The sequence below is a fragment of the uncultured Oscillibacter sp. genome, from assembly GCF_900544955.1.
Classification (GTDB): domain Bacteria; phylum Bacillota; class Clostridia; order Oscillospirales; family Oscillospiraceae; genus Oscillibacter.
On record NZ_UQXD01000009.1, the window covers coordinates 44,610 to 62,574 of the forward strand.

Sequence of the window (17,965 nt, forward strand, 5' to 3'; positions counted from 1 at the left end):
AAAACATCAACTGAGAGGTAAACATGGGCGGTTTTTTTGGCGCGATCTCCAAGCGGGATTGCGTATTGGACATCTTTTTCGGGGTGGACTACCACTCCCATCTGGGCACCCGCCGCGGCGGCATGGCGATCTACGACGCCGAGGACGGCTTTCAGCGCCAGATTCACAACATTGAGAATACGCCGTTCCGCACAAAGTTCGACCAGGACCTGGCGGAGTTCCACGGATGCAGCGGCATCGGCTGCATCTCCGACAACGACCCCCAGCCGCTGCTGGTGCGGTCCCACCTGGGGATGTACGCCATCTCCACCGTGGGCATCATCAACAATGCCGAGGAGCTGGTGGAGACCTATTTCGCAGACCACGGACATCAGTTCATGGCACAGAGCAACGGCAAGGTCAACGCCTCGGAACTGGTGGCCTCCCTCATCAACCAGAAGGACTCCCTGGTGGAGGGCATCCGCCACGCCCAGGATGTGATCAAAGGCTCCGCCACCATTTTGCTGCTGACCCGGGATAGCATCATCGCCGCCCGGGACAAGCTGGGCCGCCTGCCGGTGCTGATCGGCAAGAGCGCGGACGGCCACTGCGTCTCCTTCGAGTCCTTCGCCTACCACAAGCTGGGGTACGAGGACGCCTATGAGCTGGGCCCGCAGGAGATCGTCCGCATCACGGCGGAGGGGTACGAATCCCTCTCCCCCGCCGGAGAGAACATGCGCATCTGCGCCTTCCTCTGGACCTACTACGGCTACCCCAACTCCAACTACGAGGGGGTCAACGTGGAGGTCATGCGCTACCGCAACGGCGAGATCATGGCCCGAAACGAGATCGGCCGTGGCCAGCTGCCCAAGGTGGACTATGTGGCGGGGGTGCCGGACTCCGGCGTGCCCCACGCCATCGGCTTCGCCAACCGCAGCGGCAAGCCCTTCGCCCGCCCCTTCGTGAAATACACCCCCACCTGGCCCCGCTCCTTCACGCCCACCAACCAGGAGGTCCGCAACCAGGTGGCCAAAATGAAGCAGATCCCCGTGCCCGAGCTAATTCAGGGCAAGAAGCTGCTGTTTGTGGACGACTCCATCGTCCGGGGCACCCAGCTGCGGGAGACGGTGGAATTCCTCTATGAGAGCGGCGCGGAGGAGGTGCATATGCGCTCGGCCTGCCCGCCCATCATGTACAACTGCAAATATCTGAACTTCTCCCGCAGCAACAACGACCTGGAGCTGCTGGGCCGCCGCATCATCCAGGAGCTGGAGGGCGACGAGGGGCAGTCCCACGTGGACGAGTACGCGGACGCCTCCACCGAGCGGGGCAAGTGCCTGCTGCACTCCATCTGCGAAAAGCTGGGCTTTGACTCCCTGGGCTATCAGACCCTGGACGGGCTGTTGGAGGCCATCGGCATCGACCGCGGCCAAATCTGCACCTATTGCTGGACCGGAAAGGAATGAACGACATGAACAACTCCCGCTCCGACGCCTACGCCGCGGCCGGCGTGGACATCACGGCCGGATACGAGGGCGTGAAGCTGATGAAGGAGCACGTGGCCCGGACCATGATCCCCGGCGTGGTGTCCGACCTGGGCGGCTTCGGCGGCCTCTTCGCCCCGGACCTGGCCGGAATGACCCAGCCGGTGCTGGTCTCCGGCACCGACGGCGTGGGCACCAAGCAGCGCATCGCCCAGCTCCTGGACAAGCACGACACCGTGGGCATCGACTGCGTGGCCATGTGCGTCAACGACATCGTCTGCTGCGGCGCCAAGCCCCTCTTCTTCCTGGACTATATCGCCATCGGCAAAAACGTGCCGGAAAAGGTGGCCACCCTGGTCTCCGGCGTGGCGGAGGGCTGCGTCCAGGCGGGCTGCGCCCTCATCGGCGGCGAGACCGCCGAGCACCCCGGCACCATGGCTCCCGAGGACTACGACCTGGCGGGCTTCTCCGTGGGCATCGTGGACCGCAGCCGCATCATCGACCACGCGGCCATGCGGGCCGGGGACGTGGTGCTGGCCCTGCCCTCCAGCGGCATCCACTCCAACGGCTACTCCCTGGTGCGGAAGGTCTTCGACGTGGAGCACGCCAACCTCTCCCTCTACTCCCAGGAGCTGGGCGAGACCCTGGGGGAGGCCCTGCTCACCCCCACCCGCATCTATGTCAAGCCCGTCCTGCGCTGCCTGGAGGCCGCCGCCGTCCGCGGCGTCAGCCACATCACCGGCGGCGGCTTCTTTGAGAACATCCCCCGCTGCCTGCCCGAGGGCCTCACCGCCAAAATCGAGAAGGCCGCCATCCAGACGCCCCCCATCTTCCCCCTGCTCCAGCGCATGGGCGGCGTCTCCGAGCACGACATGTTCAACACCTACAACATGGGCGTGGGCATGACCGTGGTCGTGGCCAAGGAGGACGCGGACCGGGCCATCGCCGCCCTGGACTGCGGCGCCTACGCCATCGGCGAGATCGTGGAGGGCGGCGAGCGGGTGGTTCTATGCTGAACAAGGCCCGCATCGCCGTGTTCGTCTCCGGCGGCGGCACCAATCTGGAGGCGCTGCTGAAGGCCCAGGAGGCCGGCGCCATCCCCCACGGGGAGATCGTGCTGGTGTGCGCCAGCAACGAGCAGGCCTACGCCCTGACCCGGGCCGCCAACCACGGCGTGCCCGGCGTCGCCGTCCCCAAAAAACAGATGACCCAGGAGGCCTTTGAGCGGACCCTCTCGCTGAAGCTGGCGGAGTACCGGGTGGACGTGATCGTGCTGGCCGGGTTCCTCTCCATCCTCTCGGAGAGCTTTGTCCGCCAGTGGCCGGACCGCATCGTGAACGTCCACCCCTCCCTGATCCCCGCCTTCTGCGGCAAGGGCTACTACGGCCTGAAAGTCCACGAGGCGGCGCTGCGCCGGGGCGTGAAGATCACCGGCGCCACCGTCCACCTGGTCAACGAAATTCCCGACGGCGGCCGCATTCTGCTGCAAAAAGCGGTGGAGGTCCTGCCGGAGGACACGGCGCAGACCTTGCAGCGCCGGGTGATGGAGCAGGCGGAATGGGTGCTGCTGCCCCAGGCCGCGGAGCTGCTGTGCCAACAAATCACGGAAAGCTGAGGGAACCTGTTATGAACGAACTGGAACTGAAATACGGCTGCAACCCCAACCAAAAGCCCTCCCGCATCTTCATGCGGGAAGGCGGCGAGCTGCCCATCACCGTGCGCAACGGCAAGCCCGGCTACATCAACTTCCTGGACGCCTTCAACTCCTGGCAGCTGGTCAAGGAGCTGAAGGCCGCCACCGGCCTGCCCGCCGCCGCCTCCTTCAAGCACGTCTCCCCCGCCGGCGCCGCCGTGGGCCTGCCCCTGAGCGAGGTGGACCGGCAGATGTACTTTGTGGAGGACGACGCCCCCCTCAGCCCCATCGCCTGCGCCTACATCCGGGCCCGAGGCGCCGACCGGCTGTGCTCCTACGGCGACTGGGCGGCCCTCTCCGAGGTGTGCGACGCCGCCACCGCCCGCTATCTCAAGTATGAGGTGTCCGACGGCGTGATCGCCCCCGGCTACACCGACGAGGCCCTGGAGATTCTGAAGACCAAGAAGAAGGGCGGCTACAACGTGGTCCAAATCGACCCGGACTACGTGCCCGCCCCTCAGGAGTACAAGGACGTCTTCGGCGTCACCTTCCAGCAGGGGCGCAACAACTTCGAGATCAACGAGGCCCTCCTGGGAAACATCGTCACCGCCAACAAGGACCTGCCCGAGGCGGCCAAAATCGACATGATCGTGGCCCTCATCACCCTGAAATACACCCAGTCCAACTCCGTGTGCTACGTGAAGGACGGCCAGGCCATCGGCGTGGGCGCCGGCCAGCAGAGCCGCATCCACTGCACCCGCCTGGCGGGGCAGAAGGCGGACAACTGGTATCTCCGCCAGCATCCCAAGGTCCTGGGCCTCCAGTTTGTGGACGGCATCCGCCGCCCGGACCGGGACAACGCCATCGACATCTACACCTCCGACGAGTATGAGGACATCCTGGCCGACGGCGTGTGGCAAAACACCTTCCGCGTCAAGCCCGAGGTGCTGACGGCGGAGGAGAAAAAGGCCTGGATCGCCACCCAGTCCGGCGTGACCGTGGGCAGCGACGCCTTCTTCCCCTTCGGCGACAATGTGGAGCGGGCCCGGAAGTCCGGCGCCGCCTACATCGCGGAGCCCGGCGGCTCCATCCGGGACGACCACGTGATTGCAACCGCCGACAAGTACGGCATGACCATGTGCTTTACGGGGATGCGGTTGTTCCACCACTGAGCATGGGCGGGGGAGAGCTGTCTCTCCCCCGTCTCTCTCCCCTCCGGCGGCACGGCCCCGGCGCCGCCCCGGGCGGCGGACATCTTTTGAATCTGATTTGCCCCGGCAAATCCCACCTCGGAGGTTAGTATGAATCTTCTGGTAGTCGGCGGCGGCGGCCGCGAACACGCCATCATCAAAAAGCTGAAAGAAAATCCCTCGGTGGAGACCATCTACGCCCTGCCGGGCAACGGCGGCATCGCCGAAGACGCCGTGTGCGTCCCCTCCATCGGCGCCAAGGACCTCCCCGCCATTGTGGACTTCGCCAAGTCCCACGCCGTGGACTTCGCCGTGGTGGCGCCGGACGACCCCCTGGCCCTGGGCTGCGTGGACCGGCTGCACGAGGCGGGCATCCCCTGCTTCGGCCCCGACGCCAAGGCCGCCCGCATCGAGTCCAGCAAGGTCTTCTCCAAAAACCTGATGCGCAAATACGGCATCCCCACGGCCCGCTACGAGGTCTTTGACGATCCCGCCAAAGCCCTGGCCTATTTGCAGACGGCCTCCTTCCCCATCGTGGTCAAGGCCGACGGCCTGGCCCTGGGCAAGGGCGTGCTGATCCCCCAGAGCCTGGAGGAGGCGGAATCCGCCGTCAGGACCATCATGGAGGACAAGGCCTTCGGGGACTCCGGCAACGAGATTGTGGTGGAGGAGTTCCTCACCGGCCCCGAGGTCAGCGTCCTGGCCTTCACCGACGGCACCGCCATCGCCCCCATGGTGTCCTCTATGGACCACAAGCGGGCGGGGGACGGCGACACCGGCCTCAACACCGGCGGCATGGGCACCGTGGCGCCCAACCCCTACTACACCCCGGAGACCGCCCGGCTGTGCATGGACACCATCTTCCTGCCCACCCTGGCCGCCATGCGGGCGGAGGGCTGCCCCTTCAAGGGCTGCCTCTACTTCGGGCTGATGCTCACCCCCGACGGCCCCAAGGTCATCGAGTACAACTGCCGCTTCGGCGACCCGGAGACCCAGGTGGTGCTGCCGCTGCTGAAAACCGATCTGCTGCGCGTCATGCAGGCGGTGGAAAACGAGACCCTGGGCGAGCTGGAGCTGGAGTGGGAGACCGGCGCCGCCGCCTGTGTCATCCTGGCCTCCGGCGGCTATCCCGGCCCCTATGAGAAGGGCCGCCCCATCTCCTTCCCCGCCGAACTGCCCGCCAACGTCACCTGCTACCACGCCGGGGACCGGCTGGAGGACGGCGCGCTGGTCACCAGCGGTGGCCGGGTGCTGGGCGTCACCGCCGCGGCCCCCACGCTGCGCCAGGCCCTGGCGGACGCCTACGCCGCCGCGGACACCGTGGAATTCGAGGGCAAATACATGCGCCGCGACATCGGCCGCCGGGCCCTGCGCGCGATGGAGGAACAGTAAATGGTACGACGCATCTATGTAGAGAAAAAGCCCGCCCTGCGCCAGGAGGCCCGGAGCCTTTGCAGCGAGCTGCAAACCCTCCTCGGCATCTCCGCCCTCACCGACCTGCGGCTCATCAACCGCTACGACGCGGAGGGCCTGGAGGAGGACGTGTTCCGCCGGGCGGTGCACACCGTGTTCTCCGAGCCCCAGGTGGACGACGCCACCGCCGCCCTCCCCGCCGGGGACTACACCGCCTTTGCCGTGGAGTCCCTCCCCGGCCAGTTCGACCAGCGGGCGGACTCCGCCAGCCAGTGCATCCAGCTGATGACCCAGGGGGACCGCCCCGCCGTGCGCACCGCCAAGGTCTACCTCCTCTCCGGCGAGCTGACCCCCGCCGACGTGGAGAAGATCAAGCGCTACGTCATCAACCCCGTGGAGTCCCGGGAGGCGGGGCTGGAGCCGGCGGAGACCTTGCAGATGGAGTACGACGTGCCCACCGCCGTGGACACCATCACCGGCTTCACCGCCCTGGACGAGGCGGGCCTGGCCGCCCTCCTGGACCGCCTGGGCCTGGCCATGGACCTGGACGACCTGAAGTTCCTCCAGGCCCACTTCCGGGACGAGGAGCACCGGGACCCCACCATCACGGAGGTCCGGGTGGTGGACACCTACTGGTCCGACCACTGCCGCCACACCACCTTCTCCACCCACATCGACTCCGTGGAGATCCTGGATGAGGAGACCCGAGCCGCCTACGGGCGGTACCTGGCCGCCCGGGAGGAGGTCTACGGCGCCGAAAAGGCCGCCGTGCGGCCCCAGACTCTCATGGACATGGCCACCATCGGCGCAAAAGTGCTGAAAAAGCGGGGCTTGCTCCAGAATCTGGACCAGAGCGAGGAGATCAACGCCTGCTCCATCCACGTCACCGCCACGGTGGACGGCGAGGCCCAGGACTGGCTGCTGATGTTCAAAAACGAGACCCACAACCACCCCACGGAGATCGAGCCCTTCGGCGGCGCCGCCACCTGCATCGGCGGCTGTATCCGGGACCCCCTCTCCGGCCGGGCCTACGTGTACCAGGCCATGCGCGTCACCGGCTGCGGCGACCCCCGGGCGGCGGTGGCGGACACCCTACCCGGCAAGCTCCCCCAGCGGAAGCTGGCCCAGACCGCCGCGGCGGGCTACTCCTCCTACGGCAACCAGATCGGCCTGGCCACCGGCCAGGTGTCCGAGGTCTACCACCCCGGGTACGTGGCCAAGCACCTGGAGGTGGGCGCCGTGGTGGGCGCCGCCCCGGCGGAGAACGTGGTCCGGGAGCGGCCCCAGAGCGGTGACGTGGTGATCCTCCTGGGCGGCCGCACCGGCCGGGACGGCATCGGCGGCGCCACCGGCTCCTCCAAGAGCCACAACCGCAAGTCCCTGACCACCATGGCCTCCGAGGTCCAAAAGGGCAACGCCCCGGAGGAGCGGAAAATCCAGCGGCTGTTCCGGGACGGGACGGTGACCAAGCGCATCAAGCGCTGCAACGACTTCGGCGCGGGCGGCGTGTCCGTCGCCATCGGCGAGCTGGCGGAGGGCCTCTCCATCGACCTGGACGCCGTGCGGAAAAAATACGAGGGCCTGGACGGCACGGAGCTGGCCATCTCCGAGTCCCAGGAGCGGATGGCCGTGGTGGTGGCCCCGGAGGACGCCGAGGCCTTCATCGCCGCCGCCGAGGCGGAGAACCTGGAGGCCTACCGGGTGGCCGTGGTCACCGAGAGTCCCCGGATGGTGATGACCTGGCAGGGCCGCACCATCGTGGACCTCTCCCGGGCCTTCCTGGACACCAACGGCGCCGTGAAGCACACCGCCATCTCCGTGGCGGCCAAGGACCGCTCCGCGTTCCGGAAGAGCGCCCAGACCTCCCTGCGGGAGCTGGCCGCCGCCCTGCCCTCCGCCTCCCGCCGGGGCCTTGCCGAGCGGTTTGACGCCACCATCGGCGCGGGCAGCGTGCTGATGCCCTTCGGCGGCAAGTACCAGCGGACCCCCACCCAGGTCATGGCGGCGCTGCTGCCGGTGCTGCCGGGCCAGGAGACGGAGGACTGCTCCGTGATGGCCTGGGGCTTCGACCCGGAGGAGCTGTCCGCGGACCCCTACACGGGGGCCTACCGCGCCGTGGTCACCTCGGTGGCCAAGCTGGTGGCCGCCGGCTGCGACTTCCACCAGGCCTATCTCACCTTCCAGGAGTACTTTGAAAAGCTGCGGGAGGACCCCGCCCGCTGGGGCAAGCCCTTCTCCGCCCTTCTGGGGGCGCTGGACGCCCAGCTGGACCTGGGCATCGCCGCCATTGGCGGCAAGGACTCCATGTCCGGCACCTTCCTGGACATGGACGTGCCCCCCACCCTCATCTCCTTCGCCATCGCCCCCGCCAAGGCCGGCCAGGTGCTCTCGCCGGAGTTCAAGGCGGCGGGGCATCCGGTGTACCTGTTTGCGCCGGAGGACGACACCCCGGCGGCCCGGACCGCCCTGTGGGAGCGTTTCGGCGCCGCGTGCGCGGAGGGCGCGGTCCTCTCCGCCTGGGCGGTGGAGCGGGGCGTGGCCGAGGGCGTGATGAAGATGTCCTTCGGCAACCGCATCGGCTTTGCCGGCGGCGCGGCGGTGGACTGGAACCGCGCCATGCCCGGCGCCATTGTGGCGGAGCTGGCTCGGGAGACCGATGATCCCTGCGCCGTCCGCCTGGGCGTCACCACGACGGAGCCCTGCGTGGCCATCGGCGGCAACAGCGCCTCCATCGACGAGCTGCTCTCCCTGAACGAGGGTGTGCTGGAGGACGTGTACCCCAACCGCACCCCCGCCGTGCCCTCCCCCCTTCCGGTGCTGGAATCCCCCGCCGCCGTCCGTCCCGCCCCCCGGGTGGGCGCGGCCAGGCCCCGGGTTTTGATCCCCGTGTTCCCCGGCACCAACTGCGAGTATGACAGCGCCCGGGCCGTGATCCGGGCGGGGCTGGAGCCGGAGATTCTGGTGCTGAACAACCAGACCCCCGCCGGCGTGGCGGACTCCGCCGCCCGCTTTGCCCGGGCGGCTCAGACCAGCCAGATCATCTTCCTTCCCGGCGGCTTCTCCGGCGGCGACGAGCCCGACGGCTCCGGCAAGTTCATCACCGCCTTCTTCCGCAGCCCCGCCGTGGCGGACGCCACCATGGAGCTGCTGAAGGCCCGGGACGGGCTGATGCTGGGCATCTGCAACGGCTTCCAAGCCCTCATCAAGCTGGGCCTGGTGCCCTACGGCGAGATCACGGACCCCGACGCCGGCGCCCCCACCCTCAGCTACAACGTCATCGGCCGCCACCAGTCCAAGATTGTCCGCACCCGCATCGCCTCCAACCGCTCCCCCTGGCTGGCCCGGCGGCAGGTGGGCGACGTGGTGAGCGTGCCCATCTCTCACGGCGAGGGCCGCTTCCTCTGCTCCGACGCGCTGCTCCACGATCTGGCGGAAAACGGCCAGCTGGCCACCCAGTACGTGGATCTCACCGGCGCCCCCTCCATGGATGTGGACTTCAACCCCAACGGCTCCGTCTGGGCCATTGAGGGCATCACCTCCCCCGACGGCCGGGTGCTGGGCAAGATGGGCCACGCGGAGCGCGTGGGTCCCGCCCTGTACCGCAATGTCCCCGGCGACTACGACCTGCACCTGTTTGAGGCCGCCGCCGATTATTTCCGCACGTAAGGGTTCCCTTTTCCCTTTTTTGTGGTAACATATCCCTATCGAATTTTAAGAAACGAGGTGGCCGCATGGCGTACTATTTCAACGAACCCTCTCATACCTTCAGTGAATATCTGCTGGTGCCCGGTTACTCCTCCTCCGCGTGCATCCCCGCCAACGTCTCTCTCAAGACCCCGGTGGTGAAGTTCCGCAGGGGCGAGGAGTGCCCCCTCACCATGAACGTCCCCATGGTCTCCGCCGTGATGCAGTCCGTCTCCGGCGAGCAGATGGGCATCGGCCTTGCCAAGGAGGGCGGCATCGCCTTCGTCTACGTCTCCCAGCCTGTGGAACAGCAGGCGGAGATGGTCCGCAGGGTCAAAAACCACAAGGCGGGCTTCGTCTCCAGCGACTCCAACCTCCGGGTGGGGGACACCCTGGCGGACGTGCTGGCGCTGAAGGAGCGCACCGGCCACTCCACCATGGCCGTCACCGACGACGGCACCGGCACCGGCCGGCTCCTGGGCCTGGTGACCAGCCGGGACTACCGGGTGAGCCGCATGGATCCCGCCACCCCCGTCGCGGCCTTCATGACCCCGGCGGAGAAGGTCATCTCCGCCCCCGAGGGCACCAGCTTAAAGGCGGCCAACGACATCATCTGGGACCACAAGCTCAACGCCCTGCCCATCGTCTCCGCCGACGGGCATCTGGTGAGCTTCGTGTTCCGCAAGGACTACGACTCTCACAAGGGCAACCCCCTGGAGCTGCTGGACTCCCAGAAGCGCTACGTGGTGGGCGCCGGCATCAACACCCGGGACTACGCCCAGCGGGTCCCCGCCCTGGTGGAGGCCGGCGTGGACGTGCTGGTGATCGACTCCTCCGAGGGCTACTCCGAGTGGCAGGCCGTGACCCTGAAGTGGATCCGGGACCACTACGGCGACACCGTGAAGGTGGGCGCCGGCAACGTGGTGGACGGCGAGGGCTTCCGCTTCCTGGCGGACGCCGGGGCCGACTTCGTGAAAATCGGCATCGGCGGCGGCTCCATCTGCATCACCCGGGAGACCAAGGGCATCGGCCGGGGCCAGGCCACGGCGGTCATCGACGTGGCGGCGGAGCGGGACAAGTACTTTGAGGAGACCGGCGTGTACGTGCCCATCTGCGCCGACGGCGGCATCGTCCAGGACTACCACATCACCCTGGCCCTGGCCATGGGCGCGGACTTCTGCATGCTGGGCCGGTACTTCTCCCGGTTCGACGAGTCCCCCACCAGCAAGGTCCTCATCGGCGGCAGCTATATGAAGGAGTACTGGGGTGAGGGCAGCGCCCGGGCCCGGAACTGGCAGCGCTACGACCTGGGCGGCGCGGCGAAGCTCTCCTTCGAGGAGGGCGTGGACTCCTACGTGCCCTACGCCGGCTCCCTGAGCGACGGCATGGCCACCACCCTGGCCAAGGTCCGCTCCACCATGTGCAACTGCGGCGCCCTGACCATCCCCGAGCTGCGGGACAAGGCCAAGCTGACGCTGGTCTCCTCCGTCTCCATTGTGGAGGGCGGCGCCCACGACGTGCTGCTGAAGGACACCACCAACTCCGGAAACCGCAACTGATCTCCCCACGCGCCGCCCGCCGCCGCATGCACCGCGCCGGGCGGCGCGTTTCGCTTCCGCCGGACCGCTTACCCAAGGAGGGAACACCATGGAACGCTTCGACTGGAAACGCGCCCTGCGGGCCGCAGGGCTTTTGCTGGCGCTGGCCTTGTTCGGCGGCGCCGCGCTATTTCTCCTGCTCCTCTTCGGCATGCTGGGGGCCTTCCCCCTGTACGTCACCTACGGCTGCTTCGCCCTGGGCTGCGGCGGCCTGCTGGCGGCCTTTCTGCTGGGCTGCGGGTATCTGCCCCGGCGGGGCCGCCGCTGGGTGGGCCGGGGCCTGGTGTGCCTGCTGGCGGCGGTGGCGGTGTTCATTGGCCGGGGCGTGTACCGGGACCGCCTCCCCACTCTGGACGACCGTCAGCTGCTGCTGTGGCAGTACGAGCCCTTCGCCCAGGACACCAAGGCGGCCTCCCTTACGGAGCCGCCGGACCTGCGGCTGGACGATTTCACTGCCCGGCACCTGCGGCTGGACGGCGCCACGGCCCTGTACCCCGTGTACGCCGGGTTTGTCCAGGCGGTCTATCCGCCGGGCACCTACCCCTTGTATGAGCAGGGCGGCAGCCTGGGCCGGGTAGCCTGCTCCGGCACCACCGAGGCCTACGCCCGACTCATCGCCCGGGAGGCGGACGTCATCTTCGCCGCCGCGCCCTCCCAGGCCCAGCAGGCGGAGGCGGAGGCCGCGGGGCTGACGCTACACCTGACCCCCATCGGCCGGGAGGCCTTCGTCTTCTTCGTCAACAGCAAAAACCCCGTCTCCGGCCTGACGGTGGCGGAGGTCCAGGGCATCTACACCGGCGATATCACCAACTGGCGCCAGGTGGGCGGGGAGAACCGGGCCATCCGGCCCTTCCAGCGGGCGGAGGGCAGCGGCAGCCAGTCCGCCCTCCAGCGCTTGATGGAGGGCCTCCCCCTCCTGGAGCCGGAGGAAGAGGACCGCATCGCCGGGATGGGCGGTATCATCCGGGAGGTGGCCAGCTACCGCAACTACCCCGGCGCCATCGGTTTCTCCTTCCGCTTCTATGCCACCGAGATGGTGGAAAACCGCAACATCCGCCTACTGGCGCTGGACGGCGTGGCCCCGGACAAGGAGCGCATCCGGGATGGCACCTACCCCATCTCCTCTGCGTTCTACGCCGTCACCGCCGCCCCCATCGGGCAGCCGCCGCCCCAGGAGGCGGACGCCGCCCTCTCCGCCTTCTTCGATTGGATGCTGTCGGACCAGGGCCAGGAGATCGTGGAACGGAGCGGCTACGTGGCCCTGGACTGAAAAGGTCCGCCCCGTCCCCCGGGACGGGGCGGATTTTTTGCCGCATTTCCCCCGGCGGGGAGAACCTTTCCCTAGATTTCCTGACTAGATAGGTGAGGGACCTGTTCAGCGAAAGGAGATGGATTTCATGGAGGACTGCCGGATTGTGGATCTCTACTGGCAGCGCAGCACCGATGCCATTGCGGAGAGCGAGCGGAAATACGGAAAATACTGCCACGCCATCGCCCTGCGCATCCTGGCCAATCCCCAGGACGCGGAGGAGTGCGTCAACGACACCTGGCGGGGGGCCTGGAACGCCATGCCGGTCCACCGCCCCCAGCACCTGTCCGCCTTCCTGGGGAAAATCACCCGCCGCCTGGCCCTGAACCGCTACCAGGCGGACCGGGCGGGCAAGCGGGGCGGCGGGGAGCTGCCGCTGCTGCTGGAGGAGCTGGAGAGCTGCCTGCCCCATGCCCCCAGCGCGGCCCAGGCCGCCGAGGACGCGGAGCTGGAGCGGGCGGTGGACCGCTTTCTCCACACCCTGCCGGAGCGGGAGTGCAACCTGTTCCTGCGCCGGTACTGGTATGCCGAGCCGCTTTCGGAGATCGCCGCCCGATACGGCCTCCGGCTGAACACCGTGAAAACCAGCCTGTTCCGCAGCCGGAACAAGCTCCGGGCACACCTGGAAAGGGAGGGATTTCTATGATGACCCCAGCGCAGCTGCTCTCTGCCCTGGGCGGCGTGGACGACGCCCTGCTGATCCGCTGCGGCCAGGCGGCAGCGAGGCGGAGGCGCCCCTGGCTCCGCCCCGCTCTGGCCGGGGCCGCCTGCCTGGCGCTCCTCCTCTCCGTCCGCCTCCTGGCCCCGGCACCCCCCGCTCCCCCGCCGCCGGACATTGGGGGCGAGGTCAATCGTCTGCACCTTAACGGCGGGGACACCGGCGCCTTCCACCTCCTCCAAATCCAGTACGGCCCGGCGGAGGCGACGGTGCCCGACTTCATCCTCTATGTGAATGCGGAGCGCTACCGCACCGTCCAGGCGGACGGGGTTTACGCCGTGGAGCCCCTGTCCTCCCCGGAGGGCCTGCCCGCCTGCGACCTGCGCATCACCCACCTGGCCAACACCTCCCTGTCCGCGGCGGCGGAGACGGCGGCGGCGGAGCTGGCGGCATCTTACGCCTCCGTCTCCCAGATCACCGCCTCCCCCCGGGCGGAGGGGCTTCTCTGCACCGGCAGCGACGGCTCCGCCTGGGACGACGCCCAGGCGGAGGTCCACCTGGTGGACGACGGGCAGGGCGGGGTCTTCCGCCTCACCGCCCGGTACTTTCTGGAGGCGGCGGAGGGCCACGGCGCCCGGTTTGCCGACATGATCGCCACCTTCCAGGTCCTCCCCCCCGGCATCCGGCCCCCCGCCTGGCTTTCGGAGCTGCGGGAGACCGTGGAGCGGCTGATTCCGGCGGTCTTCTCCGACGACCTCTCCGGCGCCGCCGACCTGCTGGCGGCGGGCGCCCTGGTGGAGGGCTGCGGGGAGGACGTGTGGCCGGATGTCAGCGTCCAGGCCATCGACTACACCGTGGACGACGACCAGGCCCCCGCCAGCGCGGTGGTCTCCGTCCGCTACCGGCTGGGGGCGGAGGACGCCGCCGACTTCCTCACCCTGGAATTCTCCCGCCGGGACGGGCGGTGGCTGGCCACCTGGGGCGGCCTGGAAAAATAGCCCGCCGGGCCATTCCCCCCAAGTGCCTGCGGCACTTGGGGGGAATGGCTGCGGCACTCTGGGGGAAGACGGCGGCGCTCCGGAGCAAGGTCTACAGCCCGCTGCCCACACGCGCGGTACCAAAGGCGTTCCCATCCGCACACCTGTGAGCCGGGAGGGATGTTCCGCCGCGCACGTGCCGGGGCGGAATGCGGCGGTATCCTTCTTCGCCGCTCCGGCGGCCAAACGCCGGACGGCGGTTTGGACCAGACAGCGGAGGCCCGGCCCCCCCGGGGGGCGGGCCTCCGTCTCCTCTGGCGGGAAAGTAAAAAAGTGAACTGCCGCCTCCACCCGATTGGCCCCCATTTCTGGGGTCCTTCGGTATTTTCCAACATTTCCGGGCAAAAACGTTCCCGGATTGGAAGTCTCCGCCAAATTGTTTAACTTTTAACTTTCTAAAAGGGCTTGTATTTTCTGTGTAAAGTTTTATAATAGACGTTACGAATTAATCGTTTACTTATGAAACAGGAGCGACTTTATCATGCAGAGAAAGCCTCGCATTTTCGTTGTAGGCAGCTTCGTGATGGACGTCATCGCCACCACGGAGCGCGTTCCCCATTCCGGGCAGACGGTTTACGGAAAGGCCTTTCACATGGCCCCCGGGGGCAAGGGGGCCAACCAGGCGCTGCAATGCGCCCGACTGGGGGCGCAGGTCACCATGATGGGCTGTGTGGGGGACGACCTCTTCGGCAAGACCCTGCTGGAGACGCCCCGGGCCGCAGGGGTGGACGTGAGCCGGGTGCTGGTGCGCCGGGGCGTCACCTCCGGCGTGGGCCACGTCACTCTGGAGGTGACGGAGCACACCGCCCAAAACCGCATCGTGGTGATTCCCGGTGCCAATCAGACGCTGACGGTGGACGAGGTGGCCTGGGTGCGGGAGGAGATTCATACATACGATATGGTGCTCTTGCAGCTGGAGGTCCCCCTGGAGGTAAACCGGGCGGTGGCCCGCTGGGCCAAGGAGGCGGGCGTGCCCGTCATGCTGAACCCGGCCCCCGCCACGGATTTGGACGACGAGCTGCTGAGCCTGGTCACCTACCTGACCCCCAACGAGCAGGAGGCCGCCGTGGAGACCGGGCTGCCCCTGGGGATGGAAAACGGCCTTCTCCGCCGGGCGGACCTGGAGCGCATCGCCGCCGCCCTGCGTGACCGGGGCGTGGAGAACGTCATCATCACCTTGGGGAGCAACGGCTCCGCCGCGGTGGAGGCGGACGGCATCCGCTACACCCCCTGCGTACAGATGGACCACGTGGCGGACCCCACCGCCGCCGGAGACTCCTTTGTGGGGGCCTTTTCCGTGGGCCTCACCATCGGCCTGTCCCGGGAGGAGGCCCTGGCCTTCGCCAGCCACACCGCCGCCATCACCGTCTCCCGCATGGGAGCCATGCCCTCCCTGCCCACCCTGGAAGAGGTGACGGCCCTGCTCCGGGAGCGGAATTACCGGGGCTTTCCCCTCTCCGCCCTGGACGTGCTGCGTTCGTAAGAAACTCGTAAGAAAGAAGACCACCTCTTTGTCAGAAGGACCTGGTATCCTTTTGGCAGAGAGGTGGTTTTGCATATGAATATCCGACAGCTGAAGCTCTTTGCCGTGGCCTGCATGATCTTTGACCACGCCGTTCGCATCTTTCCCATGCACGAGTGGCTCCTGCCCCTGGCGGTCCGGGTGGAGGCGGCCCACCCCGCCCTGGCCGTGTGGATTCTGGACGATTTGACCTTCGGCCTGAATTTCATCGGCCGGCTGGCGGCCCCCATCTTCCTCTTCTGCATCGCCCAGGGCTTCCTCCACACCCACAGCGTGAAGCGCTATCTGGGCCGCCTGCTGACAGCGGCCCTGGCCGCCCAGATCCCCTATGTCCTCTTCGACCTGGCGGAGATCCGGCTTTACGGCGCCACCGAGGACTGGTGGACGGTGCCGCTGAACATCCTGTTCACCCTGACCCTGGGTCTGGCGGCGCTGGCGGTCTACCGGCAGTGCGCGGCGGAAAACCGGCGGTGGCTGGGCCTTCTGGCCGTGGGAGCGGCGGCGGGCCTTGCGCGGCTGGCCCACATGGAGGGCAAGGAGGGGTATATCCTTTTGATCTTCCTCTTCTACCTCCTGCGGAACCTGCCCCGGTGGCAGCAGGCGCTGCTGTTCCTTCCGGCGGTGGCGCTGTCCCGGTGGGGCCTGGTCCTCTGGGTGATCACGGAGCCCTCCGCCGGCGCCGTCACCAACAGCGTAATCAATATCTTAGGCAACTATCTGGGCGTTTTGGTGACGCTTTTCCATAACGGCGCGCAGGGCAAAACCAGCCGGGCCTTCCGGCTGGGCATGTACGCCTTCTACCCCGCACACTTGGCCCTGCTGGCGCTGGTGGGCTTCCTCCGGCCGCCCCTGGTGTAAAAAAGCAGGTCCCCCGGGAACGGGAAGAGCGCGCGAAAAGCGGACAGGGAGGCCCTCTCGGGCCTCCCTGCGGTTATTCCTGGGGCGTCAGCTCGCCGGTCTCCGTGTCGATGATGTACCCCTTGATGATCACGTCCTTGGGCATCAGGGGATGGTTGCGCAGCAGGTCCACCGTCTCCTTGACGGAGTTCTCCACGCAGTCGAAGCCCCGGAGCCAGGCCTCAAAGTCAATTCCGCAATAGCGCATCATGTCGATGTGCTTTCGGGAGATGCCCCGCTGGATCATATGGTGAATCATCACGTCCGCGTTGATGTGGGACACGCCGCAGTCGGTGTGTCCGATCACCATAACCTCCTCCACCCCCAGCTCCATGATACCCACCAGCAGGCTGCGCACGGCGCTGTCAAAGGGGCCGGTGATCATGCCCCCGGCGTTTTTAATCATCTTCACATCGCCGTTCTTGATGCCCAGCGCCGCGGGAAGCAGTTCCACCAGGCGGGTGTCCATGCAGGTGAGAATGGCGATCTTCTTGTCGGGGTATTTGCTGGTCTGAAACTGCCGGTAGGCCCCGGATTGGACGAACTCCCGGTTATAGGCCATCATCTGATCGAACATGGCGGTTCTTCCTTTCTATGCTGCGTTTTCTCCATCATAGCGGATTTCACCCGAAATTGCAACCGGCGGAGGCCCTTGTCCCCCCGGCCAATTCATGGTATCCTGTCCGGGAGGTGATGTTCATGCGGACTGCGGATCCCGCTCCCACCGTCTTCTGCTTCGGCGACTCCAATACCTACGGCTACGATCCCCGCTCCCCTCTGGGGGAGCGCTATCCCCCGGAGGTCCGGTGGACGGGCCTGCTCTCCCGGGACGCGGGCTGGCGCGTTCTGGAGGCGGGGCAGAACGGCCGGGAGATTCCCCACCGGCCGCCGGAACTGGCGGCGGTCCGCCGCCTGACGGAGCGCTGTCCCCCGCCGGAGGGGGCGGTGCTCCTCCTGGGGAGCAACGATCTGCTCCTCCACCCGTCCTTCACGGCGGAGGACGCCGCCGCCCGGATGGAGGGGTGCCTGGCGGCGTTTCTGGAGCGATGGCCCCCCGCCGCCCTGCTGCTGACGGCGCCGCCGCCCATGGTCCGGGGCGCCTGGGTGGCTGAGGAGCGGCTGGTGCGGGAGTCCGCCCGGCTGGCGGCGTGCTACCGCGCCCTGGCCCGGCGGCTGGGCGTGGGGTTTGCCGACGCCGGGGCCTGGGGCGTGGATCTGGCCTTTGACGGCGTCCACTTCTCCCCGGCGGGCCACCGGGCCTTTGCCCGGGGCATCCGGGAGGCCCTGGCCCCCCTCTGCGGCTGAAAAAACCGAGGTCCCTATGGGGCCTCGGTTTTTTCTCTCACCACGTCCACCGTCTCCACGCCGTACCGGCGGAAGAGAGACACCGCCGCCGCCCCGATCCGCTCGCCGGAGACGGCGATGGGGATGGCGGGGGGACAGGCCACCGTAGGGGCGCCGCAGATGCGGCCCAGGGCCTCCGCCGCCGGCACCGTCTCCCGGGGGGCGAAGAGGGCCTGCCGGACGGACAGCACCCGCTCCCCCTTCGCCAGGGGCAGCG

At 67.8% G+C, this 17,965-nt stretch carries 14 protein-coding genes and 1 pseudogene; 13 read left to right on the forward strand and 2 right to left on the reverse strand.

Annotation, left to right across the window (positions count from 1 at the left end; all coding sequences use genetic code 11):
• Positions 1 to 23 precede the first annotated feature (23 nt).
• From QZS21_RS03770 to QZS21_RS03825, 12 genes are all read left to right on the forward strand, one after another.
• The gene (locus QZS21_RS03770; RefSeq protein ID WP_295580454.1) at positions 24 to 1,445 is read left to right on the forward strand and encodes an amidophosphoribosyltransferase; all 1,422 of its coding nucleotides are present in this window, start codon (positions 24 to 26) and stop codon (positions 1,443 to 1,445) included.
• Positions 1,446 to 1,450: 5 nt separating this feature from the next.
• Positions 1,451 to 2,479 (forward strand): phosphoribosylformylglycinamidine cyclo-ligase, encoded by a 1,029-nt coding sequence (gene purM, locus QZS21_RS03775; RefSeq protein ID WP_295580483.1) that lies wholly within the window; start codon positions 1,451 to 1,453, stop codon positions 2,477 to 2,479.
• On the forward strand, positions 2,473 to 3,078 hold the full coding sequence (purN, locus tag QZS21_RS03780; RefSeq protein WP_295580456.1) for a phosphoribosylglycinamide formyltransferase: 606 nt from the start codon (positions 2,473 to 2,475) through the stop codon (positions 3,076 to 3,078). Before purM ends, purN begins: the two co-directional genes overlap by 7 nt.
• A gap of 11 nt (positions 3,079 to 3,089) precedes the next feature.
• A complete protein-coding gene (locus QZS21_RS03785; RefSeq protein ID WP_295580458.1) occupies positions 3,090 to 4,268 on the forward strand; it encodes a phosphoribosylaminoimidazolecarboxamide formyltransferase in 1,179 nt (392 codons plus the stop codon).
• 129 nt (positions 4,269 to 4,397) lie between these two features.
• Complete coding sequence (gene purD / locus QZS21_RS03790) at positions 4,398 to 5,678, forward strand: phosphoribosylamine--glycine ligase (RefSeq protein WP_295580460.1); 1,281 nt, start codon at positions 4,398 to 4,400, stop codon at positions 5,676 to 5,678.
• Positions 5,679 to 9,365: a phosphoribosylformylglycinamidine synthase gene (locus tag QZS21_RS03795; RefSeq protein ID WP_295580462.1), complete on the forward strand. Its 3,687-nt coding sequence runs from the start codon at positions 5,679 to 5,681 to the stop codon at positions 9,363 to 9,365.
• Between the two features lie 65 nt (positions 9,366 to 9,430).
• Positions 9,431 to 10,942: an IMP dehydrogenase gene (locus tag QZS21_RS03800; RefSeq protein WP_295580464.1), complete on the forward strand. Its 1,512-nt coding sequence runs from the start codon at positions 9,431 to 9,433 to the stop codon at positions 10,940 to 10,942.
• Between the two features lie 88 nt (positions 10,943 to 11,030).
• Positions 11,031 to 12,251, forward strand: coding sequence for a PstS family phosphate ABC transporter substrate-binding protein (locus QZS21_RS03805; protein ID WP_295580466.1), 1,221 nt, complete (start codon positions 11,031 to 11,033; stop codon positions 12,249 to 12,251).
• Positions 12,252 to 12,378: 127 nt separating this feature from the next.
• A complete protein-coding gene (locus tag QZS21_RS03810; RefSeq protein ID WP_295580468.1) occupies positions 12,379 to 12,936 on the forward strand; it encodes an RNA polymerase sigma factor in 558 nt (185 codons plus the stop codon).
• Positions 12,933 to 13,946 (forward strand): hypothetical protein, encoded by a 1,014-nt coding sequence (locus tag QZS21_RS03815; protein ID WP_295580470.1) that lies wholly within the window; start codon positions 12,933 to 12,935, stop codon positions 13,944 to 13,946. The genes QZS21_RS03810 and QZS21_RS03815 overlap by 4 nt, the downstream gene beginning before the upstream one ends.
• Positions 13,947 to 14,466: 520 nt before the next feature.
• Positions 14,467 to 15,468, forward strand: coding sequence for a ribokinase (rbsK, locus tag QZS21_RS03820; protein WP_295580472.1), 1,002 nt, complete (start codon positions 14,467 to 14,469; stop codon positions 15,466 to 15,468).
• Between the two features lie 75 nt (positions 15,469 to 15,543).
• Positions 15,544 to 16,365: a TraX family protein gene (locus QZS21_RS03825; RefSeq protein WP_295580474.1), complete on the forward strand. Its 822-nt coding sequence runs from the start codon at positions 15,544 to 15,546 to the stop codon at positions 16,363 to 16,365.
• 73 nt (positions 16,366 to 16,438) lie between these two features.
• Here the strand turns inward: QZS21_RS03825 and QZS21_RS03830 are convergent, their stop codons facing one another.
• A complete protein-coding gene (locus QZS21_RS03830; protein ID WP_295580476.1) occupies positions 16,439 to 16,981 on the reverse strand; it encodes a carbonic anhydrase in 543 nt (180 codons plus the stop codon).
• 122 nt (positions 16,982 to 17,103) lie between these two features.
• Here QZS21_RS03830 and QZS21_RS03835 point away from each other — a divergent pair, with 122 nt between their 5' ends.
• Positions 17,104 to 17,709, forward strand: coding sequence for a GDSL-type esterase/lipase family protein (locus QZS21_RS03835; RefSeq protein ID WP_295580478.1), 606 nt, complete (start codon positions 17,104 to 17,106; stop codon positions 17,707 to 17,709).
• Between the two features lie 14 nt (positions 17,710 to 17,723).
• On the opposite strand, the pseudogene QZS21_RS03840 reads toward QZS21_RS03835, so the two are convergent.
• Positions 17,724 to 17,965: pseudogene (locus QZS21_RS03840) on the reverse strand (amino acid decarboxylase); the annotation flags it as partial.